The 25,790-nt window shown below is 73.2% G+C and carries 24 protein-coding genes; 10 read left to right on the top strand and 14 right to left on the bottom strand.

What is annotated here, in order from left to right:
* The first annotated feature begins 83 nt into the window (after positions 1 to 83).
* Both CLV43_RS08130 and CLV43_RS08125 read left to right on the top strand, forming a co-directional pair.
* A complete protein-coding gene (locus CLV43_RS08130; RefSeq protein ID WP_106186431.1) occupies positions 84 to 536 on the top strand; it encodes a DUF4395 domain-containing protein in 453 nt (150 codons plus the stop codon).
* Between the two features lie 68 nt (positions 537 to 604).
* Positions 605 to 814 carry a hypothetical protein gene (locus CLV43_RS08125; RefSeq protein ID WP_106186430.1) on the top strand — a complete coding sequence of 70 codons (210 nt, stop codon included), beginning with the start codon at positions 605 to 607 and terminating at the stop codon, positions 812 to 814.
* A gap of 38 nt (positions 815 to 852) precedes the next feature.
* On the opposite strand, the gene CLV43_RS08120 is transcribed toward CLV43_RS08125, so the two are convergent.
* Entirely contained in the window at positions 853 to 2,541 is a 1,689-nt protein-coding gene (locus CLV43_RS08120; RefSeq protein ID WP_211304279.1) for a carbohydrate-binding module family 20 domain-containing protein, read from the bottom strand.
* 203 nt (positions 2,542 to 2,744) lie between these two features.
* On the opposite strand from CLV43_RS08120, the gene CLV43_RS08115 reads away from it, so the two are divergent.
* Together CLV43_RS08115 and CLV43_RS08110 are read left to right on the top strand one after the other, a co-directional pair.
* The gene (locus CLV43_RS08115) at positions 2,745 to 3,737 is read left to right on the top strand and encodes a LacI family DNA-binding transcriptional regulator (protein WP_106186429.1); all 993 of its coding nucleotides are present in this window, start codon (positions 2,745 to 2,747) and stop codon (positions 3,735 to 3,737) included.
* Positions 3,738 to 3,832: 95 nt separating this feature from the next.
* Positions 3,833 to 5,038: an MFS transporter gene (locus CLV43_RS08110; protein ID WP_106186428.1), complete on the top strand. Its 1,206-nt coding sequence runs from the start codon at positions 3,833 to 3,835 to the stop codon at positions 5,036 to 5,038.
* Here the strand turns inward: CLV43_RS08110 and CLV43_RS08105 are convergent.
* Positions 5,002 to 5,931, bottom strand: coding sequence for an NADP-dependent oxidoreductase (locus tag CLV43_RS08105; protein ID WP_106186427.1), 930 nt, complete (start codon positions 5,929 to 5,931; stop codon positions 5,002 to 5,004). The genes CLV43_RS08110 and CLV43_RS08105 overlap by 37 nt on opposite strands.
* A 148-nt stretch (positions 5,932 to 6,079) precedes the next feature.
* On the opposite strand from CLV43_RS08105, the gene CLV43_RS08100 reads away from it, so the two are divergent.
* Entirely contained in the window at positions 6,080 to 6,682 is a 603-nt protein-coding gene (locus tag CLV43_RS08100; RefSeq protein ID WP_245886214.1) for a TetR/AcrR family transcriptional regulator, read from the top strand.
* On the opposite strand, the gene CLV43_RS08095 is transcribed toward CLV43_RS08100, so the two are convergent.
* From CLV43_RS08095 to CLV43_RS08085, 3 genes are all read right to left on the bottom strand, one after another.
* Positions 6,575 to 7,555, bottom strand: a complete 981-nt coding sequence (locus CLV43_RS08095) for a phytoene/squalene synthase family protein (protein WP_106186425.1) — start codon at positions 7,553 to 7,555, stop codon at positions 6,575 to 6,577. The genes CLV43_RS08100 and CLV43_RS08095 overlap by 108 nt on opposite strands.
* Positions 7,552 to 8,199 (bottom strand): Pr6Pr family membrane protein, encoded by a 648-nt coding sequence (locus CLV43_RS08090; protein ID WP_106186424.1) that lies wholly within the window; start codon positions 8,197 to 8,199, stop codon positions 7,552 to 7,554. The genes CLV43_RS08095 and CLV43_RS08090 overlap by 4 nt, the downstream gene beginning before the upstream one ends.
* Positions 8,200 to 8,277: 78 nt before the next feature.
* Positions 8,278 to 9,996 carry a hypothetical protein gene (locus CLV43_RS08085; RefSeq protein WP_146174687.1) on the bottom strand — a complete coding sequence of 573 codons (1,719 nt, stop codon included), beginning with the start codon at positions 9,994 to 9,996 and terminating at the stop codon, positions 8,278 to 8,280.
* A 245-nt stretch (positions 9,997 to 10,241) separates the two neighbouring features.
* On the opposite strand from CLV43_RS08085, the gene CLV43_RS08080 reads away from it, so the two are divergent.
* Together CLV43_RS08080 and CLV43_RS08075 are read left to right on the top strand one after the other, a co-directional pair.
* The gene (locus CLV43_RS08080; protein WP_106186422.1) at positions 10,242 to 11,006 is read left to right on the top strand and encodes an ABC transporter ATP-binding protein; all 765 of its coding nucleotides are present in this window, start codon (positions 10,242 to 10,244) and stop codon (positions 11,004 to 11,006) included.
* 2 nt (positions 11,007 to 11,008) lie between these two features.
* Complete coding sequence (locus CLV43_RS08075; RefSeq protein WP_106186819.1) at positions 11,009 to 13,456, top strand: ABC transporter permease; 2,448 nt, start codon at positions 11,009 to 11,011, stop codon at positions 13,454 to 13,456.
* A 452-nt stretch (positions 13,457 to 13,908) separates the two neighbouring features.
* On the opposite strand, the gene CLV43_RS08060 is transcribed toward CLV43_RS08075, so the two are convergent.
* From CLV43_RS08060 to CLV43_RS08050, 3 genes are read right to left on the bottom strand one after another with little or no spacing between them, the layout of a single operon-like run.
* Positions 13,909 to 14,904: an NmrA family NAD(P)-binding protein gene (locus CLV43_RS08060; protein WP_106186420.1), complete on the bottom strand. Its 996-nt coding sequence runs from the start codon at positions 14,902 to 14,904 to the stop codon at positions 13,909 to 13,911.
* On the bottom strand, positions 14,901 to 15,755 hold the full coding sequence (locus CLV43_RS08055; protein WP_245886213.1) for a polysaccharide deacetylase family protein: 855 nt from the start codon (positions 15,753 to 15,755) through the stop codon (positions 14,901 to 14,903). The genes CLV43_RS08060 and CLV43_RS08055 overlap by 4 nt, the downstream gene beginning before the upstream one ends.
* Positions 15,756 to 15,780: 25 nt before the next feature.
* Complete coding sequence (locus CLV43_RS08050) at positions 15,781 to 17,226, bottom strand: aldehyde dehydrogenase (RefSeq protein WP_106186419.1); 1,446 nt, start codon at positions 17,224 to 17,226, stop codon at positions 15,781 to 15,783.
* A 70-nt stretch (positions 17,227 to 17,296) separates the two neighbouring features.
* Between CLV43_RS08050 and CLV43_RS08045 the strand changes: the two genes are divergently transcribed.
* Positions 17,297 to 18,289, top strand: a complete 993-nt coding sequence (locus CLV43_RS08045; protein WP_106186418.1) for a GlxA family transcriptional regulator — start codon at positions 17,297 to 17,299, stop codon at positions 18,287 to 18,289.
* Here the strand turns inward: CLV43_RS08045 and CLV43_RS08040 are convergent.
* Positions 18,257 to 19,081 carry a hypothetical protein gene (locus CLV43_RS08040; RefSeq protein WP_106186417.1) on the bottom strand — a complete coding sequence of 275 codons (825 nt, stop codon included), beginning with the start codon at positions 19,079 to 19,081 and terminating at the stop codon, positions 18,257 to 18,259. The genes CLV43_RS08045 and CLV43_RS08040 overlap by 33 nt on opposite strands.
* Positions 19,082 to 19,274: 193 nt before the next feature.
* Between CLV43_RS08040 and CLV43_RS08035 the strand changes: the two genes are divergently transcribed.
* On the top strand, positions 19,275 to 19,751 hold the full coding sequence (locus CLV43_RS08035; RefSeq protein ID WP_106186416.1) for an NUDIX domain-containing protein: 477 nt from the start codon (positions 19,275 to 19,277) through the stop codon (positions 19,749 to 19,751).
* A 2-nt stretch (positions 19,752 to 19,753) separates the two neighbouring features.
* Here CLV43_RS08035 and CLV43_RS08030 read toward each other — a convergent pair whose 3' ends face one another.
* The 4 genes from CLV43_RS08030 to cysD all read right to left on the bottom strand — a co-directional run bounded on the left by CLV43_RS08030 (position 19,754) and on the right by cysD (position 24,188).
* Positions 19,754 to 20,851 carry an NAD(P)/FAD-dependent oxidoreductase gene (locus CLV43_RS08030; protein ID WP_106186415.1) on the bottom strand — a complete coding sequence of 366 codons (1,098 nt, stop codon included), beginning with the start codon at positions 20,849 to 20,851 and terminating at the stop codon, positions 19,754 to 19,756.
* A 99-nt stretch (positions 20,852 to 20,950) separates the two neighbouring features.
* Positions 20,951 to 21,415 (bottom strand): MarR family winged helix-turn-helix transcriptional regulator, encoded by a 465-nt coding sequence (locus CLV43_RS08025; RefSeq protein ID WP_342749754.1) that lies wholly within the window; start codon positions 21,413 to 21,415, stop codon positions 20,951 to 20,953.
* Positions 21,416 to 21,441: 26 nt separating this feature from the next.
* Positions 21,442 to 23,268 carry an adenylyl-sulfate kinase gene (gene cysC / locus CLV43_RS08020; protein ID WP_106186413.1) on the bottom strand — a complete coding sequence of 609 codons (1,827 nt, stop codon included), beginning with the start codon at positions 23,266 to 23,268 and terminating at the stop codon, positions 21,442 to 21,444.
* Positions 23,268 to 24,188 carry a sulfate adenylyltransferase subunit CysD gene (cysD, locus tag CLV43_RS08015; RefSeq protein WP_106186412.1) on the bottom strand — a complete coding sequence of 307 codons (921 nt, stop codon included), beginning with the start codon at positions 24,186 to 24,188 and terminating at the stop codon, positions 23,268 to 23,270. Before cysD ends, cysC begins: the two co-directional genes overlap by 1 nt.
* A gap of 194 nt (positions 24,189 to 24,382) precedes the next feature.
* Here cysD and CLV43_RS08010 point away from each other — a divergent pair, with 194 nt between their 5' ends.
* Positions 24,383 to 24,850, top strand: a complete 468-nt coding sequence (locus tag CLV43_RS08010) for an RrF2 family transcriptional regulator (protein ID WP_106186411.1) — start codon at positions 24,383 to 24,385, stop codon at positions 24,848 to 24,850.
* A 49-nt stretch (positions 24,851 to 24,899) separates the two neighbouring features.
* On the opposite strand, the gene CLV43_RS08005 is transcribed toward CLV43_RS08010, so the two are convergent.
* Positions 24,900 to 25,721, bottom strand: a complete 822-nt coding sequence (locus CLV43_RS08005) for a glycosyltransferase family 2 protein (protein ID WP_106186410.1) — start codon at positions 25,719 to 25,721, stop codon at positions 24,900 to 24,902.
* Positions 25,722 to 25,790 lie beyond the last annotated feature (69 nt).

Below are 25,790 nucleotides of genomic sequence, written 5' to 3'. Positions count from 1 at the left end.
GAACAGGTGGACACATCGACCGAACGGGTCGACTATTCGTCGTCGCCTTGACTGCCCGGTGGCGGCCGCGATCTCTTGACCGCATGGCCGACCAGCGAACCAGCGACGCCGACGGCGGCGTCGACCCGAGGGGCGTGCGGTTCTCGGCCGCGATGACGAGCGCCGTCCTGACCCTCGGCCTGCTCACCGCCAGCCCGCGCGTGCTGCTCGCCCAGGCCGCCCTGTTCGCCTTGTGCGCCGCCTTCGGCCTCCGGGTGAACCCCTACGGCGCCGCCTACCGCCGCACCGTCCGCCCCCACCTCACCGCCCCGCCCGTGCTCGCCGCCGAGGCCCCGCTCCGCTTCGCCCAGGCCGTCGGCTGCGCCTTCGCCCTGATCGGCGCCCTCGGGTACGCCTCGGGCGTCACCGCCATCGGCGTCGCGGCCACCGCCTGCGCACTGGCCGCCGCCCTCCTCAACGCCGTGTTCGGCGTCTGCGTCGGCTGCCACTGCTATCCCGTGGTGGCACGGATCCGCGGCACGCTGACCAGGGCCTAGGTCGTCGGCGCGCAGCAGGTCTCGTGGTGGCGGACGGTGCTGCTGGTCGCGGGTGTCGCGATCGCCTGGTGATCCTGCCGCTGGTCCTGGTCGCGGTGTTCACCGCCGTGGGTCTGCTGGTCAACCTCGCCGCGCGCTTCTGGCCCGTGGCGGTCTACCACGCGCTCGTCGTCCCGCCGCTCGTGCTGCTCCGGGGGCCGCAGCCGGACCGTTCGCCGCGCGTGCTGGGGATCCTGCTCGTGGTGGTGGGCTTCGTGTTCGACCTCCTCGCCACGTGACCCCGCCGTCCACCGGGCGGACGGCGGGGTCACGTGGGTCAGGGGCGCCAGGTGTCGTTGAGGGTGGTGGGTGCGGTGGCGGTGCGGTTGGCGCCGCTCTCCCAGGTCACGGAGCCGTTGGACTCCTTGCGGATGTACTTGTACTGGAACGCGGTACCGCTGGGCAGTGGCACGGACGCCCGCCACACCGGGTAGGTCGCCGAGGACAGCGGGATCGCCGACGCGGGGTTCCAGGAGCCGAGTGCGGGGTTGTCGCCGACGACGAAGACGTTCTGGCCCAACGAGGTCGTGGCGTTGACGGCGAACGCGGCCGCGCTCGTGCCGGGGTCGGTGCCACCGCCGCCGGTGGCGCCCACGTGCAGGGCGATGGCGTCGCCCGCGCCGACGGTGGCGGTGAACTGGCCGTTGGAGCCGACGGCGTAGGACACCGCGCAGCCGTCGCGCTGCACGTCGCAGTAGTTCCCGGCGGGCAGGGAGGTCTGGAACGCGCGGGTGAGCGCGGTGGTCTCCTTGTTGATGGCCACGAACCCCTTGGCGCCGCGGCCGAACGCGATCGCGTTGTTGCCGTTGTCCCACCAGTTCGTCACCGCCGTGCCCGCCACCGCGTTGCGGAAGCCGACCATGTTCGCGATCTGCGGCCACTTGTGCTGGCACTTCCAGCCGTTGGAGTAGCACGCCGCCGCGGCGGGAGCGCCCGCGTCGTTGTCGGAGAACTCGTAGCCCGAGTACACCTGCGGTGCGCCGTAGGGCCACGCCAGCATGAACACGTTGGCCAGCGTGTAGGTCGAACCGTCCTTGTAGGACAGCGTCGACCCGTTGCGCTCGGTGTCCCAGTTGTCCACGAACGACCGCGCCTGGTTACCGGGCAGGTACCCCCAGGACTGGCCGAAGTTGCTGAGGTAGGAGAGCTTCTCGCTGCCGAAGACGCGTTTGACGTCGGTGGCGTAGCGGAACTCGTCCACGTCGCCGGTCCCGGTGTACTCGCCGGGCTGCACGGCCTCGCCGGCGCCGTAGATGACCTCCTGGACCCAGAACACGCCGGTGTTGCCGAGCTTGGACTTGATGGCGGACAGGTCGGCGGCGGCGATGTGCTTGGCGGCGTCGACGCGGAATCCGTCCACGCCCATGGAGACGAGGTTGTTGAGGTAGGCGGCGATCGTGCTGCGGACGTAGTCGCTGCCGGTGTTCAGGTCCGACAGGCCGACCAGTTCGCAGTTCTGCACGTTGTCGCGGTTGCGGTAGTCGCTGATGCTGGTGCGGCAGGAGTGGAAGTCCTGGTCGGCGTAGTAGCCGGGGTAGCTGTACTTCGAGTAGTTCGTGCCGCCGGTCCCGGTGCCGGAGCCCGCGGCCATGTGGTTGACCACGGCGTCGGCGATCACCTTCACCCCGGCGGCGTGGCAGGTGCTCACCATGGTGCGGAACTGCGACTCGGTGCCGAGCCGTCCGGCGATGCGGTAGCTAACGGGCTGGTAGGAGGTCCACCACTGGGAGCCCTGGATGTGCTCGGTCGCGGGGGAGACCTCGACGAAGCCGTAGCCCTTCGGGCCCAGGACGGTGGTGCACTCGGTCGCGACCCGGTCGAACGACCACTGGAACAGGGTGGCGGTGACGTCCTTGGAGCCGGGCGGGGTGGCGGTGGCGGGGACCGGTGAGGACAGGGGGCTCACCAGGAGGGTTGTCAGCAGCGCTGTGATGGCCGACAGCGCCCGGCGTTTGGCGGGGACCACGGTGTCTCCTCTGTGCAGGGTGTGCTCCACGTCATACCAGCTGCCGTGGTTGCTGAAAACGTCTGCAACACCTTTCACGCACTTCGGTCGCACCGGTTCGGCGAAGCGGACCAACGGACGGCCGTTCGGTGACCGAAGGCATCCGGGGCGCCGGTGCGGGACGTGACGACCGAAGGGCTCACCCGCCCGTAGAGTCACCCGGTGTGACAGCTCGGCTCAGTGACATCGCGACCCAGGCAGGCGTCAGCGAGGCGACCGTCAGCCGGGTGGTCAACGGCAAGGCGGGCGTCTCGCCGTCGACCAGGCAGGCCGTCGTCGCCGCGATGGACATCCTCGGCTACGAACGACCCCCCAAGCTGCGGCAACGCAGCCAGGGGCTGATCGGACTGATCATCCCCGAGCTGACCAACCCGATCTTCCCGGTGTTCGCCCAGGTGATCGAACGGGTGCTGACCAGGGAGGGGTTCACCCCCGTGCTGTGCACCCAGACCCCCGGCGGCTCGTCGGAGGACCAGTTGACCGAACTGCTCGTCGACCGCGGTGTCACGGGCATCGTGTTCGTCGCCGGGCTGCACGCCGACACCACCGCGGACATGGACCGCTACGTGAAGCTGGCCGGTCGCGGGGTGCCGTTCGTCATGGTCAACGGCTACACCGACCGGGTGTCCGCGCCGTTCGTGTCGGTCGACCACCGCACCGCCGCCCGGCTCGCCGTCTCGCACCTCGTGGAGCTCGGCCACGAGCGGATCGGCCTCGCCGTCGGCCCCCGCCGGTACGTGCCGACCCAGCGCATGGTCGAGGGCTTCCTGCTGGCCAGACCGGAGTCCGCCGACCTGGTCGAGCACTCCCTGTTCACCGTCGAAGGCGGCCAGGCCGCGGGCACGGCGCTGCTCGCCAAGGACTGCACGGCGATCGTGTGCGGCAGCGACCTGATGGCCTTCGGCGCCATCCGCGCCGCCCGCCACCGCGACCTCCGCGTGCCGCGCGACGTGTCGGTCGTCGGTTTCGACGACTCACCGCTGATCGTCTTCACCGACCCACCCCTCACCACCCTGCGCCAGCCCGTCGACGCCATGGGCCAGGCCGCCGTGCACGCGCTGCTGGAGGAGATCGGCGGCACCCCCGCCCCGCACGCCGAGTTCGTGTTCCAACCGGAGCTCGTCGTCCGCGGCTCCACAGGCGCCCGGCCGAGGTAGCCCTGGGCAAGGCGGCACCAAGTCCACGGCCGGTGGCGGGCGTGGGGGTGGGTGGTGTCGTAGCGTCGTGGTGGCGACGGCGGGCGGGGGAGGACATGCGGCAGCGGATCGACCACGCGCTCACGCTGGTCCTGGCGGTGGCGTGCGGGCTGACCGTGGCGAACCTGTACTACTCGCAGCCGCTGCTCGACCTGATCGCGGGCTCGTTCGGCGTCAGCCAGGGGGCGGCCACGGTCGTGGTGACGGTGACCCAGGCCGGGTACGCGGTCGGGTTGCTGTTCCTGCTGCCGCTCGGCGACCTGGTCGAGAGCCGCACGCTGGCGACCCGAACCCTGGTCGCGACGGCCGTCGCGCTGCTGCTCACGGCGGTGTCGCCGGTGTTCGGGATGTTCCTCGCGGTGTCCGTGCTGGTCGGGATCACCTCGGTCGTGGCGCAGGTGCTCGTGCCGCTCGCGGCCGACCTCGCCCCGCCCGAGCTGCGCGGGCGGTCGGTCGGGAGGGTCATGGGTGGGCTGCTGGTGGGCATCCTGCTGGCCCGCACGGTGTCGAGCCTGGTCGCCGACCTGCTCGGCTGGCGGGCGATCTACCTCATCTCCGCGGCCTTCATGCTCGTGCTGGCCGTCGTGCTGAGCCGGATGGTGCCGCGACGCCGACCCGGCCACACCGCGGGCTACCGGTCGCTGCTCGCGAGCATGGCCGCGCTCGTCCGCGAGGAACCCGTCCTGCGGCGCCGCGCGCTGTGCCAGGCGACGATGTTCGGTGCGTTCACCGCGTTCTGGACGGCCATCGCCTACGAGCTCATCGACGAGCACGGTTTCAGCCAGGGGCAGATCGCGGTCTTCGCCCTCATCGGCGCGGGCGGGGCGATCGCGGCGCCGCTGGGCGGCCGGTTCGCCGACCGGGGGCACGGCCGCGCGCTCAGCGGCGTGGCGCTGCTGCTCGGCGCGCTCACGCTGCTCGCCGCCGGGATCGGGCACCGCAGCGTGGTGCTGCTCGCGGTGGCCGGGGTGCTGCTCGACTTCGCCGTGCAGTGCCACCAGGTGCTCAGCCAGCACGAGGTGTTCGCCCTGCGCGCCGACGCGCGCGCCCGCGTCAACACCGTCTACATGACCACGATCTTCGTCGGCGGCGCGGTGTCCTCGGCCGCCACCGGCGTCGTGCACGAGGCCTACGGCTGGACCGGGGTCTGCGTGTTCGGCGCCGCCCTGCCGCTCCTCGGCCTGGCGCTGTGGGCGCACGGCGTGCGCGCGGCCAAGCGCGCCGGTCAAGGCACGGTGAGCACGATCTTGCCGCGGGCGTGACCGGACGCGCTCAGCTCGTGGGCCTCGGCGCCCGCCGCCAACGGCAGCACCGCGTGCAGCGGCACGGTGAACCGGCCTTCGGTGGCCAACGCGGCCGCCACGGCCAGTCCCTCGTACGCCGGGGCGTCGCCACCGGGGCCGGTGTGCGAGAGCGCGACGCCGTGCCGCGCCGCGGCGAAGTCGGAGATCGTGACGACGTGGTCCGGGGTCCCGGCGATCGCGACCAGGTCCGGCACCGACCCCGAGCCCGCGATGTCGAGCACCGCGTCCACACCACCGGGCGCGAGCGCGGCGACCCGCTCGACCAGCCCCGGCCCGTACGTCGTCGGCACGGCGCCCAGCCCCGCGAGGAACCCGTGGTTGCGATCGCTCGCCGTGCCGATCACGGTGGCGCCGCGCGCGACCGCGAGCTGCACGGCGACCGTGCCCACACCACCCGCGGCGCCCTCGACCAGCAGCGTCGTGCCCGCCGCGACCCCGAGCCGGTCCAGGGTCCTGGTCGCGGTCTCCACACTGGTGGCCGCGCCGCCCGCCTCCTCCCAGCTCAACGCGTCGGGCTTGGCCGCCCACGCCTTGAGCACGGCGAACTCCGCGGCCGCTCCGCCCAGCCGGGCGATGTCGACCAGCCCGAACACCGCGTCGCCGACCGCGACTCCCGTGACGCCCTCGCCGACCTCGTCCACCACACCGGAGGCGTCCACACCGGGGATGTGCGGCCACGCGAGCGGCGGACGCCCCTCCGGCAGGCCCGAGCGGACCTTCGCGTCGACCGGCGTGACTCCGGTCGCGCGGACCGCGATCCGGACCTCGCCGGGGCCCGCGTGCGGCTCGACCGCCTCGCCCACCGAGAGCACACCGGGCGGACCGAACTCCGAGTACTGCAGTGCGAACACGCCGACACCTCACCGACAACGGGAATGGAAGGGAATGACCCGACGCTAACATCGGAAGTGAACGGTCCGGCGGGGTCAGCGGGAAGTGAGGAAGATGAGCGTCGATTCTTCTCGGATGTCGACCGGGGCTGGTGATCCGGAATTGCGCGTGGACGCCAGGAACAACCGGGACCGCATCCTGGAGGTCGCCCGCACGACGTTCGCCGAATCGGGGCTCGACGTGCCCATGAAGGTGATCGCCCGACGTTCCGGGGTCGCCGTCGCCACCCTCTACCGCCGGTTCCCGACCAAGGAAGCCCTGATGGCGGCCGCGTTCGAGGAACAGGTGGCCGCCTGCGCCGCGGTCGTCGACGAGGCGCTCGCCGAACCGGACGCCTGGCGCGCGTTCGCGTTGGTGGTCGAGAAGGCGTGCGCCATGCACGTCCTGTTCGGCGGGTTCACCGCCGAGTTCCTCTCGGTGTTCCCGCGCGCGGTCGATTTCCGGGGAGAACGCGAGCACAACGCGCGGGGTTTCGCCGAAATCGTCCGGAGGGCGAAGGAAAGCGGCCGACTGCGCGCCGACTTCACCACCGACGACCTCAAGCTGCTGCTCATGGCCAACGGCGGCATCGCCGCGGCCACCCCCGAGGCGGTGCGGGCGTCGTCACGCCGACTGGTCGCCCTGCTGCTGCGCTCGCTGCGCGCCGACCCCGGCGACCCACCTGCGCGGTTGCCGTCCGCGAGCCCGCTCGAGCTGTACCCCACCGCCTGACCCCACCACGCGCCCGCGCAGCACGGCGGGCCCGACCCGGCGCAGCAGGTCCACCTTCGGCAACCGCACGCCGTGCCGCAGCGCACCGGCGCCCAGCCGGTCGACCTCGTCGAAGTAGGCCTCGTGCACCGCGATGCCCGCGGTCACGAACGGCCGGGCGCGCGCCGGGAGGTCGTCCACCACGACCGCGGCCTCCCGTTGCAGCTCCCGGACCCGGTCGACCTGGAACCGCACCAGGTCGTCGAGCGCGGCACCCGACCCGCCACCGGTCAGCTCGGCGCGGGTCACCCCGAACCGCTCCAGGTCCTCCAGCGGCAGGTACACCCGCCCCGCGGGCAGGTCGACGGCGAGGTCGCGCAGGACGTCGACGAACTGGAACACCTCACCCAGCTGCGAGACCAGCCGGTCGCGCTCGGCGTCGGCCCGCATGAGCAGCCGCATCCCCAGCACCGCGGGCACCCCGCCGACCCCCGCGGTGAACCGCCGCAGGTCCGCGAAGGTCGCGAACTCGGCCGCACCGGTGTTGTCGTCGCGGGTCGCGGCCAGGAACCGCTCGAACAGCCCGATCTCCAGCCCGTGCACGCCCGCGCTGTGCACCAGGGCCGCCCGCAACGGGTGCGCGCTGCGCCCGGAGCGCAGCTCGGCCAGGCTCGCGGCGGACCACCGCGCGAACGCCCGCTCGCGCAGCACCGGGTCGCCGTCGTCGGCCACGGTGTCGCTGACGGTGAAGAACGCGTAGAGCGCGTGCGCGTGCGGCCGGGCCGACGGCGGCAGGAACAGCCGCGTCGCCAGGTAGGTCGGGCGGTCGGCCATCGCGTGCACCCGGCGGCACAGCGCGTAGGACCCGCTCAGCCCGCCCTCGGCGCCGGTCACCGGGCGGCCGTCGCGGCGCGGCGGGCCATCGCCCGGTCGAACGCGGCCGCCGCGGCGGCCAGCGCGACGAACAGGACCGCGACGACGACGCAGTTGAGCAGCACCGCCGGGTAGCCGAGCACCCGCACGTCCAGGAACGGGTACGGGTAGAAGTCGGAGATCGGCCCCCGCACGAGCGTGAACACCAGCCACGCCAACGGGTACAGCAGCGACAGCCCCACCACGCGGACGCCGGTGTCCACGTGCGGCCCGAACAGCAGCCAGCCCACGACGCACAGCAGCGGCGAGGCGGTGTGCAGCAGGAAGTCGGCCAGCGCGGCGTACCCCTCCAGCTCCTGGAGGTCCGCCAGCGCGAGGTGGAAGACGACACCGGTCACCGCGATGCCGACCAGCCCGGCGAGCCGGAAGACCCGGAACACCGTGGACGGCCGGTCCGGGTCCACGGCGAGCTGCGCGGAGGTGACGCCCACGATCACGTTGGACAGCACCGTGAAGAAGCAGAAGATGTTGAGCACCCGGCCGGCTGGCGTGTCGAAGTGACCGCCGGTGCCGGTGGCCGAGACGACCACCTGGACGGCGAGGCCGACCAGGACGACCGCCGCGCCCACGCCGAACCAGATCCGGGAGATCGTGCGCTTGTCCACGGCCGCAACCTAATCCGGATCCGCGCGGCGGCAACCCGACGCGCGCGCGGCGACCGGAGAACCAGCCGTTGGTGGAGCTCAGCGCACCCCGTCGAGCAGCGCGATGCCGGGGTTGCAGTCGGCCGCCACCACCCGCCTGCCGTCGGCGGTCGGTTCCACCAGCAGGAAGGCCGTCACCGGCAGCTCCTGCAGGGACTTCGGCTCCACCGCGTACTCGTAGACCCGCGAGGTGGTCTCGCTGCGGCTGGTGGACTCCGACTCGGACCTGCTCATCGTGTCCGACGAGGACGTGAGCGTCGTGGTCGCGTTCCACCGGTCGATGGCGCCGGGCCCCGCACCCGGCCACGCCGGGCGGACGGGCCACTCGGTCTCGCCCTCGGTGTGCGCCACCCCGCGGGTGATCGTCCGGCCGACCTGGTCGGTGAGCCGGTCGCGCACGAACCGGTGCTCGCGGCCGATGAGGTCGGCCGCGCGGATCGCGTCCGCCGCCGTGCCCGGCCGCATGACGATCGTGGCGTCGGCGGAGTCGCCCAGCAGCGACTCCGAGTCCGCGTCCAGCCGCCGCGACAGCAGCACCAGGGTCATCCCGGACCGCTGCGCCTGCCGGGTGACCGAGCGCAGCGACCGCGCGTCGAACGCCTCCACCCCGGCCAGCACCAGCAGGGCGGGCCGCCGGTGGCGCAGGTCCCGCAGCAACCGGTGGAACACGACGGCGTCGAGCAGCTCCTTGCGGTCCTCGTTCCCGCCGCCCGTCGACAGCACGCTCAACCCGCTGTCGCGCCACAGCACCTCCGCGGCCGCGGCCTCCGGCGAGTCGACCACCGAGAGCAGGTCCAGCAGCCCGGCCAGGTGCGCGAGCCGCGTCCGCGACTGCTCGCCCGCGCCCACCACGGCGACCGCGGCGGTGAGCCGGTCGACCTCGTGCGCCGCCAGCGCGCCGCCGCCGGGCTCGCCCGCCAGCACCCGCAGCCCGGCCGCGATCCGGCCGAACGACCAGGGCCCGTCCACCGCCTCCAGCACGACGGTGAGCAGCCGCAGGTGCAGCACCCGCCGCTCCAGCCGGTCGGCCGACCGGTCCGGTTCGGACACCGCCAGCAGCTCGGCCGTCTCGTCGACCGGGAGCCCACCCAGGACGTCGGGCCGCGTCCCGTGCGGGATCCCCGCGTCCAGCACCGGGATCCCGCGCTGCCCGGCCAGGTGCGCCAGCTCCGCGGCCACGCCCTCCTCGGTGAAGTCGGCCACCGCGACGACCCCTCCGCGCCCGAGGTAGGAGCTGCCGACGGTGGTGAGCAGGCCCGCCCAGCAGTCCCGCGGCGTCCCGCCGAACACGAAGACCCGCCGGGGGTCGCCCAGCGTCAGGGTCCGCCACGACCCCGCCGCCTCCAGCGCCCTGCGCTCGGCCCGGTCGTGCTCGGCGACCCGGACCTCCCAGGCGCGGTACTCCGCGTCGTACCGGTCGCGCGCCACCCGCCGCCGCCACCACGCCCGCAGCTCCGGCGACCACCCCAGCACACCGACGAACCCCAGCAGCACCAGGAAGAACAGGCCGAACGCGACCAGCACGGACGGGTAGGCGTGGCCTACCACCAGCAGGCCGAGCACCGCGGCCGCGAGGCCGAGCACGACCTTCGCGAGGCAGCCCGCGGCCTTGCGCGCCCCCGTGCCCAGCGGCTCCGACGGCTCCTCCCACTCCGGCGGGGAGTCCGCCTCGGGGTGCGGCCGCGGGTCCTGGGACAACGGCTCCCAGCCCCACCGCTCCACCGGGACGAACAGGGAGTCGGCCAACCGTCGATCCACAACGCCTCCACCGGAATCCGACGTGACTGGGTCCCCGTCACGACAGCCCCGGCAATCTACTGAACACCGCCGCCTCGGCACCGGGAATCGGCCGAAGGCGGTGTGGACCGGAGCCCAGCCGCACCCGCTGCCCCCAGCGCGGGGGTAGAGCCAGCTACACCCCCAAGTGGGCAGCGGAGTGGATCGTCCACGACGCCGTCCGTCCATAGCGTTCTCCCCGTACCCGACGACCGAGGACGTGACCGATGCACACCGACACCCGCGACCCAGTGATCGCACCACCCGACATCGCCGTGCGCCTGGAAGGCGTGTCGAAGGTGTACGACGCCGGGGCGGCACCCGTGACCGCGCTGCGAGACGTCTCGCTGGCCATCCCCAAGCGGTCCTTCACCGCCGTCATGGGCCCGTCCGGCTCCGGCAAGAGCACGCTGCTGCAGTGCGCGGCCGGTCTCGACCGGCCGAGCGCGGGCCGGGTCACCCTGGGCGGCACGGACATCTCCGCGCTGAAGGCCAAGCAGCTCACCGTGTTCCGGCGCGACCACATCGGGTTCGTGTTCCAGGCCTACAACCTGCTGCCGCACCTCACGGTCGCGCGCAACATCACGCTGCCGCTGCTGCTCGGCGGGCACGCCGTGGACAAGGCGTGGTTCGACCACGTCGTCTCCGCCGTCGGGCTGGCCGACCTGACCGGGCGCAGCCCGCTGGAGCTCTCCGGCGGCCAGCAGCAGCGCGCCGCCATCGCCAGGGCCCTGATCACCAAGCCGGACGCGGTATTCGGTGACGAGCCGACCGGCGCGCTCGACTCGCGCACCGGCCGCCAGGTGCTGGAGCTGTTGCGGCACACCGCGACCCACCTCCGGCAGACCGTGGTGATGGTGACGCACGACCCGGTCGCCGCGTCCTACGCCGACCGCGTGCTGTTCCTCGCCGACGGGCAGCTCGTCGGCTCGCTGGAGCGCCCCACCGCGCAGGCCGTCGTCGACCGCATGTCGAGCCTGGGGGAGTGGTGACCATGTGGGGCCTCGCCTTCGCCGCCATCCGGCACAACCGCGGCGGGTTCGCCGGGGTCTTCGTCGCCGTGTTCTTCGCCGCCGCCCTGATCACCGGGCTCGGCGTGCTGCTGGAGTCCGGGTTCCGCGGCGGCGTCGCACCGCAGCGCTACCTCGCCGCCGAGGTCGTCGTCGGAGGGCAGCAGGCGCTGCCCGTCCCCGGCGACGTGGCGCAGCCGTTCACCGAACGCGTCATGCTCCCCGCCGACGCGGTCGGCAAGGTCGGTGCCGTCGCCGGTGTGCGGCAGGCCGTCGGGGACATCACCGTGCCCATGACGACCGAGACCCACACCCCCGTGGAGGTGCACGGCTGGAGCTCGGCCGCGCTCACCCCGTACTCGCTCACCGCGGGCGCGCTGCCCGCCCGTGACGGCGAGGTCGTGGTGGACGGGTCGTTCGGCGTGGCACCCGGCGCGGAGGTGCGCCTGTCCTACGGCGGCGTGCCGAGCGCCTACAAGGTCGTGGGTGTCGCCTCGTCCGGGGGCAGCCGGGTCGCGACCGCGTTCCTCAGCGACCAGGCCGCCACGGCGCTGTGGTCGCACCCCGACCGCGTCGGCGCGGTGGGCGTGCTCCCGCAGCCGGGGACCGACCCGGCGACCCTGGCGGCCGCGATCAGCCGCGCGGTGCCGGGCGTGGAGGTCTACACCGGTGCCGACCGCGGCGAGGTCGAGTCGCTCGACTCCTTCGGCGCCCGCACCCAGCTGATGGCGCTCAGCGCCTCGTTCGCCGGTGTCGCGCTGCTCATCGCCGTGTTCGTGGTGGCCAGCACGCTGTCGCTGTCGGTCGGGCAGCGCCGCCGCGAGTTCGCCCTGCTCCGCGCCGTGGGCACGCTGCCGCGGCAGATCCACGGGATGATCGGCCGCGAGGTGCGGGTGGTCGCCGGGCTCGCCGCCCTGCTCGGCGTCGCCCCCGGCTACCTGCTCGCCGGGGTGCTCGGCTCCCAGTTCTCCGGAGCGGGCGTGATGCCCGCGGACTTCGCCCTCGCCTACAGCCCGCTGCCGGGGCTCGCCGCCGTCGTGCTGAGCGTGGCCACGGCCGCGGGTGCCGCCGCGGTCGCCGCCCGCCGCCCGGCCCGCATCGACCCGATCGACGCCATCCGCGAGTCCGGCGTGGAGACCCCCAAGCTGGGCAAGGGGCGGGTCGTGACCGGCGTCGTGCTGGCAGGCATCGGCCTGGTGGCCTCGCTCGCCCCACTGCTGCTGCCCGGACTGGTCGGCCTGACCGCCGTCGGCGCCGCGGCATTGCTGCTGATCATCGCCGTCGGCCTGGTCGGGCCCCGGCTCGTGGAGCTGTTCCTCGGCTTGCTCGGTCCGCTGCTGCGCGTCGGCACCTCACCCGCGGGCGTCCTGGCCGAGGCCAGCATCCGCGGCTACACCCGCAGGCTGTCCGCGGCCGTCGTGCCGCTGGCGCTGGCCATCACCTTCGGCAGCGTCCAGCTGTTCATGCCCACGACCATCGCCGCCGAGGCCGCGACCCAGTCGCGCGACGGCATCACCGCCGACTACCTCGTCGCCGCACCGGGTTCGGGGTTGTCCCAGGACCTCGCGGCCAAGGTCGCCGCCGTGCCCGGTGTGACGGCCGCGGACCCGGTCATCCGCTCCAGCGCCGTGGTGACCACACCGATGTTCGAGGACGAGGTGCTGGTCGAGCAGTACGCCCTCCAGGGCGTCGACCCGAAGTCCCGCACGCTCGACCTGCGGGTGCAGGAGGGATCGTTGGAACGGCTGTCCGAACCGGACACCGTGGCGCTCAGCACGACCGTCGCGTCCTCCATGGACGCCAAGGTGGGCAAGGAGGTCACGTTCCACCTCGGTGACGGCACCGAGCTGACGGCCACCGTCGTCGCCGTCTACGGCCGCGGGCTCGGGTTCGGCGACCTCACGCTGTCGGCCGAGGCGCTGCGCCCGCACACCACCACCGGCCTGGCGGACTACCTGCTGGTGTCGTCCACTCCGGACGCCCGCGCCGGAGTCGAGCAGCTGGGGCTGGCTGTCCAGGACACCAGCGTGCCCGCGGGCAGCGGCGAGCGCGACACCCAGTCGTGGGTGAACCTGATCGCCCTGCTGGTGATCCTCGGGTACGTCGCCCTGTCCGTGGTCAACACGCTGGTCATGGCCACCGTCGGTCGGCGGCGCGAGTTCACCCTCCTGCGGCTCATCGGCACCACCGACCGGCAGATCCGCCGGATGACGCTCATCGAGTCGCTGGTGGCCGTGGTGATCGCGGTGGTGGTCGGGACCGTCACCGCCATCCCGCCCCTGGTCGGGTTCGCGCTCGGCGTGTCCGGCCAGCCCGTCCCGACCATCTCCCCGCTGGCCTACCTCGTGATCGTCGGAGCCACCGCCGTCCTGGGCGTCGTGTCCATCCGGGTCCCGACCCGAACGGCCCTGCGCGTGCCCCTGGCCCCGTGATGTGCGACGGGATCCCGGTGGCGGGCTGCCCGGCATGCGCCTGGCGGCCCGCCACCGAGCCCGGCCACGAGGCGGCCGCGCCGGCCGACGGGCACCGGGCGGGCAAGGAGTCGAGGCGCATGTCGTTACCGGATCCCGGCCGTGAGGTCCTCGGGGCCGAGGTCGGGCGCTGCGGTGAGTCGTGATCTTGTGGTTGAACGGGACGTTCGGGGCTGGCAAGACCACCACCGCCCGTGAGCTGGTCCGGGTGGTGCCGGGGGCGCGGATCTTCTACTCGGAGCACGTGGGGGAGCTGCCGGGCCACGTGCTGACGGAGCCGGTGGAGGACCTCACGACGGGCGTGCCCGTGGAGAAGGTCGCGCAGGGGATCGTGGACCGGTTCGAGGTGGGCTGGTCCGACGGGCGAAGCCGGTGCGGGGTGGGCACCGGCCTCGCCCAAGGCAGCGTCCCGGTCACCGCGCCAGGCGCACCGGGAAGCGCTGGACGTCCTGTTCGGAGCCGACCCAGCCGGTGGCCCGCAACCACTCCTCGAACCCCAGGAGGCCGGGGTGCAGGGCTCGCAGGGACGGCAGGTCGCGGTCGAGGGCGACGAGGTCGCGGGTCTGGAAGAACTCGAACATGGCGGCGAGGTCGTGTCCGAAGTCGGGGACGGACGAGCGGAGCACGTCGAGGGGGACCGGGACGTAGGCGGCGGGGGTGCCGGTGACGCGTTCGAACGCGGCGGCGATCTCGGGGCCGGTCAGGCTGTCGGCGGCGATGGCGAGGTCGCGGGACTCCCCGGTGTGCCAGTGGTCGAAGGTGTGGGCGGCGAACCAGGCGATGTCGTCCAGGCCGATCAACGGGTACCGGCCCTCGCCCAGCGGGATTCCGAACAACAGCCCGTCGCGGCCGTCGGGCAGGGTGCCGGGCTGAGGAGCCAGTCGCAGCTGGAAGTTCTCGAAGTAGGGCGCGGTCGTGAGCACGGAGACGTGGTGGGTGTACCAGCCGTCGGACTCCTTGCGCATCATCTCGTCGGACCGCCGCAGCCCGATGTAGGACGCGACGGCGCCCTTGCTGTCGTAGTGCGGCACCGGCACCGCGCCGCCGGTGAGCTGCGCGGCGAAGTCGAGGGACGACCAGATGAAGCGGTCGACCCCCGCGGCGCGGGCGGCTTCGAGCAGCGCCACGCCCTGGTCGTACTCGCCGGTGACGGCGCCGGTGGAGAAGAAGTCGGTGTTGCAGAAGACGCGGTCGGTCGACTCCATGGCCGTCCGCACGCCCGCGATGTCGTTCACGTCGCCGCGGACCATCCGCACCCGGCCGCCGCCGACGTCGAGCAGCCCGAGGGCCTGCGGGGAGCCGGGGTCGCGGGTGAGGACGTGGACGGCGTCGGAGGTGGACTCCAGCAGGCGGAGCACGACCCGGCCGCCCATAGCGCCGGTGCCGCCGATGACAAGGACGTCGCTCATGGTGAAGTGGTGTTCCCTTCGTGGTGCCGCGTGGTCGCGAGCACGTGCTCGGCGACCCGTTGGTGGGTGGTGACCCAGACGTCGTCGCCCGCGAGGCGGATCGACGCGAGGATCCGGTCGAACATGGCGGCCTGCGCGGGCCTTCCCCCGACGTGCGCGTGCACGGTGAGGTTCAGGATCCCGGTACCGGGGGCGTCGAGCAGGTGCTCCAGGAGGTCCAGGTGGACGTCGCGGTAGGTCCGCGGGCCGGCCGCCGCGCCGCGGACGTCGCTGAAGTCGCTGTGCATGATCGCGACGAGTGGTCCGTGCGCGGTGCGCAGCACGTGGGGCAGCTCGCGGTCGTTGTGGTCGCCCGACCACGTGAAACCGTGCTCCGCCAACAGGTCCGCGGTCCGCGGCGAGGCCGTCGCACGAGGACTCAGCCAGCCGGTGGGGCGGTGCCCGGTGACCCCGTGCAGGACGTCGACGGACCGGACGAGGTTCGCCCGCTCCTCGTCGGCGTCCAGGCACGCGGGCACGACGTCCTGCGCGTACGAGTGCGCCGCGACCTCGTGCCCGGCGTCGGCGACCGCGCGCACCGCGTCCGGGAAGCGCTCGGCGACCAGGCCGTTCACGCCGAAGGTCGCCGTGACGCCCCGCCGGTCCAGCAGGTCGAGCAGCCGCCACACGCCGGTGGTGGCGCCGTACTCCGACCACGACGCGCTGTGCGAGTCGGGGACACCGGGCAACGGCCACGCGGCCGCCATCGGCGCGTACGACGGCCAGTGGCCCTCGGACCACAGCTCGACCGCCGCGGTGATCATGACCGCGACCTTCCGGCCGCCGGGCCACGTCAGTTCGGGTGGATCCACGAGGTGTCTCCTGTCGGTGTGCGGGTCAGAGGTAGACGGACTTGAGCTGCTGGTAGCCGGCGAGACCCTCGGGTCCCAGCTCACGGCCGAGGCCGCTGGCCTTCACCCCGCCGAACGGGGCGACCGGGTCGGTCATGTAGTGGTTGACGCCGAAGGACCCCGTGCGCACCCGGCGCGCGATCTCCAGGCCGTGCTCGGCGTCGCGGGTCCACACCGACCCGCCGAGGCCGTAGTCGGAGTCGTTGGCCAGCCGGACCGCGTCCCGCTCGTCCTCGTAGGGGATGACGACCAGGACCGGGCCGAAGATCTCCTCCTGCGCGATGACCTGCTTGTTGTCGACGTCGGCGAACACCGTGGGCTCCACGTACCACCCGCGGTCCAGGTGGGCGGGGCGACCGCCGCCCGCCGTCAGCCGGGAGCCCTCGGCCCTGCCCTTGGCGATGTAGCCCTCCACGCGCTCGCGCTGCCGTTCGCTCGCGAGTGGACCGACGTGCGTGCCGGGGTCCAGCGGGTCCCCGACGGTCAACGACGAGGCGAGCGCCGACATCGCGTCCACGACGTCGTCGTACCGACTGCGTGGCGCGAGGATCCGGGTGCTCGCGAAGCAGGCCTGGCCGTTGTTCAGCAGCGTCGCGGCGACGAGCTCCTGCCTGATCGCCTCGGAGTCCAGGTCGGCGTCCTCCAGCACGATCGCCGCCGACTTCCCGCCCAGCTCTAGGGAAACGGGCCGCAGCAGCCGTCCGCACACCTCCGCGATCGACCGGCCCGCCGCGCTGGAGCCGGTGAACGACACCTTGTCGACGCCCGGATGGCCGACGAGGTAAGCGCCTGCCTCGCGACCCGCCGGGACGACGTTGACGACGCCCGCGGGCACACCGGCCTCGACGACCGCCTCCGCGAACAGCACCGCGTCGAGCGCGGTCTCGGGGGAGGGCTTGATGACCAGCGTCGCCCCCGCGGCGAGCGCGGGGGCGTACTTGCCCGCGGCCAGCGTCTGCGGGGCGTTCCACGGCGTGATCGCCGCGACGACGCCGACCGGCTCGCGCCGCACCAGCACCGGGCGGCCGAGCAGGCCGTCGCGGTGCTCCTCGACCGGGGCCTCGGTGACGAGGTCCGCGTAGTAGCGCAACAACGTGCTCGGCACGGTGCCTTCGAGACCCAGCGAGAGCGTGATGGGCATGCCGTTCTCGCTGCTGACCAGCCGGGTGATCTCCTCGCGGCGGGCGTCGAGCGCGTCGGCGAGGCGGCGCATCACCGCGGCGCGGTCCCGCGGGGCCCAGCCCGACCAGCCGTCGGGGTCGTCGAACGCGCGCCGGGCGGCCGCGACGGCGGCGTCGACGTCGGCCTCCATCCCCTCGGGTGAGGTGCCGAGCACCTCCCCGGTGCTCGCGCCGATGACGGTGGAGCGGTGCGCCGAACTCGCCGGAACCCACTCGCCGCCGATGAGGAACGTGTCGTGATCCAGTGCCATGAGGACACTCTCGCGGGCTCCGGCCGCCCGCGTAATTGACCTGAAAGACAACATTGGTGACAATCGGGCCATGCCCCACCGCGTAGCCGTCCTCGCCCTGGACGGGGTCAAACCGTTCGACCTCGGCATCCCGGCCCAGGTGCTCGGGCACGCCTTCGACGCGGCGGACAAGCCCCTCTACGAGGTCGTGACCTGCTCGTTGGGCGGCCGACCGGTGCGGACCAACCAGGACTTCACCATCGACATCCGCAACGACGAGTCGGTGCTGCGCACCGCGGACACCGTCGTCATCGCCACCCAGGACCGCGACGCCGACCTGCCCGGACCCGGCGGGCTGGGGGAGGAGCTGGCCGCCGCGCTCGCGGGCATCGCCCCGACCGCCCGCGTGGTCAGCCTGTGCACGTCGGCGTTCGTCCTCGCGGCCTCCGGGATGCTCGACGGGCAGAGCGCCACGACCCACTGGGCGATGTGCGACGAGTTCGCCCGCCGCTTCCCGCTGGTCGACGTGAACCCGAACGTCCTGTTCGTCGACAACGGCCGCGTTCTCACCTCGGCGGGCGCGGCGGCGGGCATCGACCTGTGCCTGCACCTCGTGCGCCGCGACCACGGGGCCGCCGCGGCCAACGCCACGGCACGCCGGTGCGTGGTCGCGCCGTGGCGGGAGGGCGGGCAGGCGCAGTTCATCGACCGGCCGCTGCCCGACCACGGCGACGCCTCGACCTCGGCCACCCGCCAGTGGGCGCTGCAACGGCTGTCCGAGCCGCTGACCCTCGCCGACCTGGCCCGGCACGCGAGCATGAGCGTCCGCACCCTGACCCGGCGGTTCCGCGACGAGGTGGGGCAGAGCCCGCAGCAGTGGGTGGTCCAGCGGCGGGTGGACCGCGCCCGTCAGCTGCTGGAGTCGACCGGGCTCAGCATCGGCGAGGTCGCCCGCGAGGCCGGGTTCGGCGACCCCCTGCTGCTGCGCAGGCACCTGCGCACCCACGTCGGACTCACGCCGAACGCCTACCGGCAGGCGTACTCGGCCACCTCACCCGGTGTCGGCGAACCGGTGCACGAATGACGGCGGCGGCGCAGGCCGGGTCGCGACCGCCAGGTAGCGGTCGACGTAGTACATCGAGAGCACCGCACCGCTGTTCGTCCACGCCACCGCGAGGGTCGGCGTGGCGAACACCGCGGCGAGGAGCAACCACCCGAACGGAGTCGCGTCCAGCGGAAAGGGCCCGACGCGGAGCCAGGTCAGCGGTACGGCCGAGGAGATGGCGAGGGTGGACAGCCGCACGGGCGCCAGGACCCTGAACGTCCGCCCCCCTTCCCCGTGCAGGAGGTCGCGGGACCGGACGACCGCCTGGCGGATGCCCAGCCGCTCCAGCACGAGCGCCGGGACCGCCAGCACACCAGGGGGCGCCACACCCCCGACCAGGCTGACCGGCAGCAGCCAACCGCACAGGGCGGACAGCCCCAGCAGCCGCCAGGCCACCGGCTTGAGCTCCGCGCGCAGGTCCGCGAACCGGACGTCGTGGCCCACGACCACGCGCGCGAACACCAGGGACGTGCAGCCCACGGTGAACCAGCGGCCCACCGACCACACCACGACCGTCAGCGCGAGCCCCGCGAAGACACCGGGCGTCGAGCCGAACACCGGCCACAGGACCGTCCAGAGGACGAGCAGCAGCACGTGGACCACCGCCGAGGTGGTGGAGGAGATCGCCAGGAACGAGCCGCGCGCCCAGCCGAGGACCCGCGCGGCGCGCATCCCCACCTCGCGTTCGGTCAGGGGGCGCACCACCGCCCCGGCGGGTGGCGGCGCCGGGAACACCGGTCTGGACCCGGCAGGCACGACGACCGACGCCATCGGCCGCACCCGCTGGGGCTCCGGCGGGGTCCAGCCCCGCGTGCCCCCGGATAAGTCGTGGTCGTCCACCCGCATGTACCGCCCCCCCGGTTCGACCTGCGCCCAGCGTAGCGGTCAAGCCCTCCTTCCGGGTGACTTCGCGGCGGAAGTCCAGCGGTACCAACGGGATGGGAGTGGTCCTAGGGTCGGGTGGATGACGCTGGAGCAGTACGTGGCGGGGTTGAACCGCAAGCGGGTCGTGGCCGGTGTGCTGTTCCGGGACGCCACCGGTCGGGTGCTGCTGGTGGAGCCGTCCTACAAGCCGGACTGGGAGATCCCCGGCGGCGCCGGCGAGGAGGGGGAGCCGCCGTGGGTGACGGCGACCCGCGAGGTCCGGGAGGAGATGGACCTGGTGTGGACCACGGGGGCGCTGCTGGTGGTCGACCACGTGCCCGCGCGGCAGGGGTGGGACGAGGGGGTGGCGTTCGTCTTCGACGGCGGCCTGCTGACGGAGGCGGACGTGGCCGCGCTCTCGTTCCCCGACGGGGAGATCGTCTCCGCCAGGCTGTGCGACGACACCGAGGTCCGGTCGCTGGTGAGACCCCTGCTGGCAGACCGGATCGCCGCCGCGCTGCACGCGGTCGACGCGGGCGCGCCGTCGTTGTGCGAGCAGGGCCGCCGGGTCGGCTGACCTCAGCCGACGTCGAACCGGTCCGCGAAGCGCTCGGCGAACAGGGTCAGGCCCTTGCGCTCGGACACCGTCTTCGCGGTCACCGCGACGATCGCGCCCTCGTGCGGGATCTGGCCCGCGCCGCCGTGCGGGCCGAGCGGCAGCAGGATCCGGCGGACCGGGTCCGGCGCGTACACCGCGGTCGGCTCCTCGCCTGCGAGCTGGGCCCTGATGTTCGCCGCCACGACCTCCGCGTGCTGCATCGCGTAGCTCGCCATCTTCGGCTCCGGGACGTCGGTGACGTCGCCGAGCGCGTAGACGTGCTCGTAGCCCACGACGTTCAGCCGCTCGGTGACGGGGACCGCGCCCCGTCCGGTGAGCGGGGTGAGCCCGCCGTCGGCGAGGTGGTCGCTGTTGGTGCGGACCCCGAACGCGCGGAACCAGATGTCCGCCACGACCTCCTCACCGGTGTCGGTGGTGACCGCGAAGCGCCCGGCCCTGCCCGGTTCCGTCGGCGGCGGCGCGACCAGACCGGTGCCCAGCCGCAGGTCGACGCCGAGCCCGTCGAGCTGGCGGAGCAGGTCGGCGCGCACCTCGGGCAGCAGACCGGGCACCATCCGCTCGTCCCGGTCGACGACGACCACGTGCTTGTCCGGCCAGACGTCCTTGATCTCCCCGGCCAGCTCCAGACCGACCGGGCCCGCGCCGAGGACCAGCACGCGGTCGGCGCCCGCCAGCTCCTCGTGCGTCTTGCGCAGGTCCTCCACCGCCTCGGCGGTGCTCAGGGCCGCGGGCCTGGGCTTGGCCGGGTAGGGGTAGCCGGACCCGGTGGCCAGCACCAGGTAGTCGGCGTCGACGCGCCCGCCCGACGCGAGCACGACGCCCTTCGGGTCCACCGAGACGGCCAGGTCGCGGACGAACCGCCCCCGGCGCAGCAGCGCGTCGAACGGGAAGAAGACGTTGGCCGCCCATTCGGGCCTGGTCAGCGCCCGCAGCGACCCGGCGGCGTTGACGAACGCCTCCCGCGGGTCGATCAGGACGACGTCGGTCTCGTCGTCCAGCGCCTTGGCGATCATCGAGCCGCCGTAGCCGCCACCGACCACTACCACCGTGTGGTTCATCGAAGTGCTCCCCGGACATGGAAAGTTCGCAACACGAACCAGACTGGTTCGTACTGCGAACCGTAGTAGTTCGTGCCACGAACTACAAGTGCGCGGGTGCTACCTCGGGGAGTCGTCGGCCTCCATGAAGATCGCCGACACGTCGTGGTCGTCCACGACCCGTGCGAGCAGGTCGGTGAGCGTCTCCAGCTCGGCGGCGCTCAGCGAGCCCGGCAGCTGCTCGATCCGCCGGTGGGTCTCGGTGTAGAACCGCTCGGCGAGCTCGCCGCCGTGCGGGGTGAGCGCCACCCGCACGGCGCGGGAGTCGTCCGGGTCCGGCTCGCGCCGGACCAGGCCGCCGCGCTCGGTCCGGTCGACCAGGCCGGTGACGCTCGACTTGGCCAGGCCCAGCACCGTGCCCAGCTCCGTCATCCCGTACGGCCGCCCGCGCAGGATGCTCAGCAGCTGGCCCTGCTGGGGGGTGACGCCGAACTCGCGCCCCGACCGCGCGTAGGCCGCGTTCACCAGGAAAGCGGACCTGATCAGAGCGGTCGTGAAGCCCATCCGGCCGTTTTGTCTGCCCACCGGGGGAGCATACCGCCGGGCCCGGCTCAGCCCCGGTCGGTGACGATGGCGGTCAGGCGCGCCACGGACGCCGCGGTGGACGCCGTCCCGTCGAGCACGACCTCGGCCGCGGTCGGCGGTTCGTAGTCCTGCCCGATCCCGGTCATCGTCGCCAGCACGCCCGCGTTCGCCTTGGCGTACAAGCCCTTCGGGTCGCGCCGCACGCACTCGGCCAGCGGCGTGTCCACCCACACCTCGACGAAGTCCTCCGGTGCGAACAGCGCCCGCGCCGCCGCCCGGTCGGCCCGGAACGGGGAGACGAGGGCGACGACGACCACGAGGCCCGCGTCCAGCATGAGGCGCGCCACCTCGGCGACCCTGCGGACGTTCTCCGCGCGGTCCCCGGGGGCGAACCCGAGGTCGGCGTTGAGCCCGCCGCGCACGTTGTCGCCGTCCAGCACGTAGGTGTGCACGCCGAGCGCCCGCAGCCTGCGCTCCACCGCGTCGGCGATCGTGGACTTGCCCGCACCGGACAACCCGGTGAGCCACAACACCTTCGCGCGCTGGCCCTTGAGCCGCTCACGGGACGCGCGGTCGACGGCGTAGTCCTGCGGCACGACGTCGCCGGGGTGCTGCGGCGCCACCACCATCCCGGCGGCGACGGTGTCCTTGGTGAGCCGGTCCACCAGCAGGAAGCACCCGGTGTCGCGGCTGTCGGCGTAGGAGTCGACGAACACCGGGGACGCGGTCGTCACGGTGACCGTGCCGATGTCGTTGACGGACAACGTCTCCGCGCTCGTCGTCCGTCCATTGCGGACGTCCAGCAGGCCGTGCGGTCCGGTCACCGTCGCGGACACCACGCGCGGCCCCGCCAGCATGAGGTAGTCGCCACCGGAGTCGAACGGCCGCGCGCCGGTCCACACCACGGTCGCGAGCAGCTCCGTGCTCGGCGGCGGGGCCTGGCGGCCGGTGAGCAGGTCGCCGCGCCGCACGTCCACGTCGTCGGCCAGCTCCACGGTGACCGGTGTGCCTGGCTCGGCGCGGTCGAGGTCGCCGTCCGGTCCGACGACCCGGCGGATGGTCGTGACCACTCCGGACCCGGCCACCGACACCTCGTCGCCGCGGCTCAGCGCCGCGCCCACGACCGTGCCCGCCGGTCCGCGGAACCGGTCGCCGCGGATGACGTACTGCACCGGGAGCCGGGTCTCGACGGACCGCCGCCGTGCGCCCGGCCGCCACCGGACCAGCACGTCGAGCAGCGTCGGCCCGTCGTGCCACGGCATGTTCGGCGACGCGAAGGCCACGTTGTCCCCGCCCACCGCGCTGACCGGCACGACGTGGACCTCCTCGGCCCCCAGGTCGCGCGCCACCGTCCGCACCTGCTCCGCGAGCCGGTCGAACACCGCCTGGTCGTAGCCGACGGCGTCGAGCTTGTTGACCGCCACCACGACGGACCGCACGCCCATCGTGACGCAGACCGCGAGGTGCCGGTAGGTCCCCGGCCGCACGCCCAGCTCCGCGTCGACGAGCAGCACGGCCAGGTCGGCCGTCGACGCGGCGACCGCCATGTTCGCGCCGTACTGGTCGTGCCCCGGCGCGTCCGCGATCACCAGCCTGCGGCCGCCGGGCAGGTCCGAGTAGCGGTAGGCCACGTCGATCGTGATGCCCTGCTCGTGCTCGGCGGCCAGCCCGTCGGTGATCAGCGAGTAGTCGATCTCGCCCGCGGGCACCACCGACCCGCCCCGCCGCAGGTGCCTCGCCTGTTCGAGGTGGTCGAGCGGGACGCTGTCGGTGTCGGCCAGCAGCCTGCCGATCAGCGTGGACTTGCCGTCGTCCACCGAACCGCACGCCACGATCCGCAGCACCGCGCCCATCAGAAGTACCCCTCCGACTTCTTGCTCTCCATGGACGAACCGCCCTCGCCGTCGATCAGCCGCCCCGCCCGTTCCGAGCGCCGGTCCACCCGCATCTCGTCGATCAGCTCGTCGAGCGTCGTGGCCTTGGACTCGACGGCCGCGGTGAGCGGGTAGCAGCCCAGTGTGCGGAACCGGACCCAGCGGTGGTCGGGCTCCTCGCCCGGCCGCAACGGGAACCGGTCGTCGTCGACCATCAGCAGCGCGCCGTCGCGCTCGACCACCGGCCGGGGCTCGGCCAGGTAGAGCGGGACGACGGGGATCTCCTCGCGGCGGATGTAGCGCCACACGTCCATCTCGGTCCAGTTCGACAACGGGAACACCCGCACCGACTGGCCCTCGTTGAGCTCGGTGTTGCTCCACCGCCAGAACTCCGGGCGCTGCCTGCGCGGGTCCCACTGGTGACCGGGCTCGCGCAGCGAGAAGATCCGCTCCTTCGCCCGCGACCGCTCCTCGTCGCGCCGCGCCCCGCCGATCGCGGCGTCGAAGCCGTGCTCGTCGAGCGCCGCGCGCAGCGCCACGGTCTTCATCAGGCGGGTGTACTCGTGCGTGCCGTGGGTGAACGGCGTTACACCCGCCTCGTGCGCCTGGGTGTTGGTGCGCACGATCAGGTCGAGCCCGAGCCGACGCGCGGTGGCGTCGCGGAACTCGATCATCTCGTGGAACTTCCAGCGGGTGTCCACGTGCAGCAGCGGGAACGGCAGGCGTCCCGGCCGGAACGCCTTCCTGGCCAGGTGCAGCAGCACGGAGGAGTCCTTGCCCACCGAGTAGAGCAGCACCGGTCGGCGGAACGCCCCCGCGGTCTCGCGCAGCACGTGGATCGCCTCGGCCTCGAGTGCGTCGAGCACGGCAGTCTCGGTGTCGGTCGACTTGGGATTCATGCCCCCGCCCCGCTAACTTGGGTTTGTCGGTCAACTTTGTGCGAGATTAGGCATGGCCGCGGGAGCCGTCCACGGTGTGGCAGGCACACCCGTCGAAGCCTGTCGCCCTTGTGGCACAACGTGTTCACGTGCCGTGGACGGAAGTTGACGTCCTCACCGGGGACGCGTACCGGGGGACCTGGATAATCGGTCGCATGCGCATCTCCGCCAAGGTCGACTACGCCGTGCGCGCCATGGCGGAGCTGGCCGCCGTGCCGCCGGGGGAGCTGGCGCGGGCGGAGGACGTCGCGGGCGCGCAGGACATCCCGGTGGCGTTCCTGCTCACGATCCTCAACGACCTCAAGGCCGCGCACCTGGTCCGCGGTCACCGCGGCCGAGGGGGCGGCTACTCGCTGGCCCGTCCCGCCGCCGAGATCACCGTGGCCGACGTGGCCCGCGCGATCGACGGTCCGCTGGCCCGCGTCCGCGACGGTGGGCTGAAGGACCTGGGGTACACCGGTCCGGCCACCGCGCTGCTGGACGTCTGGATGGCCGTCCGCACGAGCCTGCGCTCGGTCCTGGAGAACGTCACCCTCGCCGACCTCGTCGCCGAACGCCTGCCGCCCGCGATCACCGCCATGGCGGCGGAGTACCGCACCGACGAGCAACGCCGGGGGCGATGACAGCAGGTCTTCGTGCAACCGCTCGCCACGAGCGGTTGCACGAGGGCGGTCAGCCCAGGCTCGCGGGCGGTTTGATGTTGCCCAGCAGGTTCACGTCGTGGCTCCGGCCGTCGAAGCCCAGGGGAGCGGCCGGGGCGAAGACCATGCCCGCCCCGCGCAGCGCCTTGACCCGCTGGAGCGCCATCAGCCGACCCGCGTCCCGCAGCCCGACGAGGGCGTCCGACCGGGTCGTCTGGCCCGCGTGCTGGCGGTAGAGCCAGGTGACGGCCTGCTCGTTCCAGCCGTCACCCAGCTCGGACAGCGCCGCGAAGGCGACCAGGTCGTCGTCCACCGGTGAGGAAGCCCAACCCCCGACGGCCCGCAGCGAGTCGGTCCGCACCAGCAGACCCGCGCAGTGCACGGGCCAGTTGCCGCCGTGGGCCTCGGCCCACGCGTTGGCCTCGCCCGCCTTCACCAGCCCGAAGGGGAGCGCGGAGTCCCAGGCCTTGCGGGTGCCGTCGGGCAGCAGGTCGTCCGCCGCGCCGACGGCCCAGTGGATCTCGTGGCGCTCGAACGCGGCCAGCAGCGTCGCCAGCGCGCCGGGGAGCAGCACGTCGTCGTGGTCGAGGACCTGCACCAGCCGGCCCCTCGCCCGCGTTAGCGCGAGGTTGCGGGTGGCGCTGATCCCGAGTTGGACCCCGTTGGCGCCGTACCGGGCGTTCGGGACGTCGTGGAAGAACGCCTCCAGGGACGGGTCCGCCCCGTCCTCCTGGACGACCCACTCGACGTCCCAGCCCGCGGGCAGGACCTGCGCCCGCACGCCGTCCGCGGTGGCGGGCAGGAAGTCCGACTTGGGGGCGTACGCGGCGGTGATGATCGAGATCGTCGGCAACGCTCACCCTCCACGGCGTACAGGACCGACGGGAAGCCTTACCGGCCACCACGTCCCGGCCAGCCTGGC

Source organism: Umezawaea tangerina, assembly GCF_003002815.1.
In the GTDB taxonomy this organism is placed as follows: domain Bacteria; phylum Actinomycetota; class Actinomycetes; order Mycobacteriales; family Pseudonocardiaceae; genus Umezawaea; species Umezawaea tangerina.
Note: the sequence above shows the minus strand (reverse complement) of the source record. Positions and strands in the feature narration are given on the sequence as shown.

What these genes read in the sequence shown, in the direction of transcription:
- CLV43_RS08130 (WP_106186431.1), top strand. Translation starts at nt 84, where the DNA reads ATGGCCGACCAGCGAACCAGCGACGCCGACGGCGGCGTCGACCCGAGG.
- CLV43_RS08110 (WP_106186428.1), top strand. Translation starts at nt 3,833, where the DNA reads ATGCGGCAGCGGATCGACCACGCGCTCACGCTGGTCCTGGCGGTGGCG.
- CLV43_RS08080 (WP_106186422.1), top strand. Translation starts at nt 10,242, where the DNA reads ATGCACACCGACACCCGCGACCCAGTGATCGCACCACCCGACATCGCC.
- CLV43_RS08075 (WP_106186819.1), top strand. Translation starts at nt 11,009, where the DNA reads ATGTGGGGCCTCGCCTTCGCCGCCATCCGGCACAACCGCGGCGGGTTC.
- CLV43_RS08060 (WP_106186420.1), bottom strand. Translation starts at nt 14,904, where the DNA reads ATGAGCGACGTCCTTGTCATCGGCGGCACCGGCGCTATGGGCGGCCGG.
- CLV43_RS08050 (WP_106186419.1), bottom strand. Translation starts at nt 17,226, where the DNA reads ATGGCACTGGATCACGACACGTTCCTCATCGGCGGCGAGTGGGTTCCG.
- CLV43_RS08045 (WP_106186418.1), top strand. Translation starts at nt 17,297, where the DNA reads ATGCCCCACCGCGTAGCCGTCCTCGCCCTGGACGGGGTCAAACCGTTC.
- CLV43_RS08040 (WP_106186417.1), bottom strand. Translation starts at nt 19,081, where the DNA reads ATGGCGTCGGTCGTCGTGCCTGCCGGGTCCAGACCGGTGTTCCCGGCG.
- CLV43_RS08035 (WP_106186416.1), top strand. Translation starts at nt 19,275, where the DNA reads ATGACGCTGGAGCAGTACGTGGCGGGGTTGAACCGCAAGCGGGTCGTG.
- CLV43_RS08030 (WP_106186415.1), bottom strand. Translation starts at nt 20,851, where the DNA reads ATGAACCACACGGTGGTAGTGGTCGGTGGCGGCTACGGCGGCTCGATG.
- cysC (WP_106186413.1), bottom strand. Translation starts at nt 23,268, where the DNA reads ATGGGCGCGGTGCTGCGGATCGTGGCGTGCGGTTCGGTGGACGACGGC.
- cysD (WP_106186412.1), bottom strand. Translation starts at nt 24,188, where the DNA reads ATGAATCCCAAGTCGACCGACACCGAGACTGCCGTGCTCGACGCACTC.
- CLV43_RS08010 (WP_106186411.1), top strand. Translation starts at nt 24,383, where the DNA reads ATGCGCATCTCCGCCAAGGTCGACTACGCCGTGCGCGCCATGGCGGAG.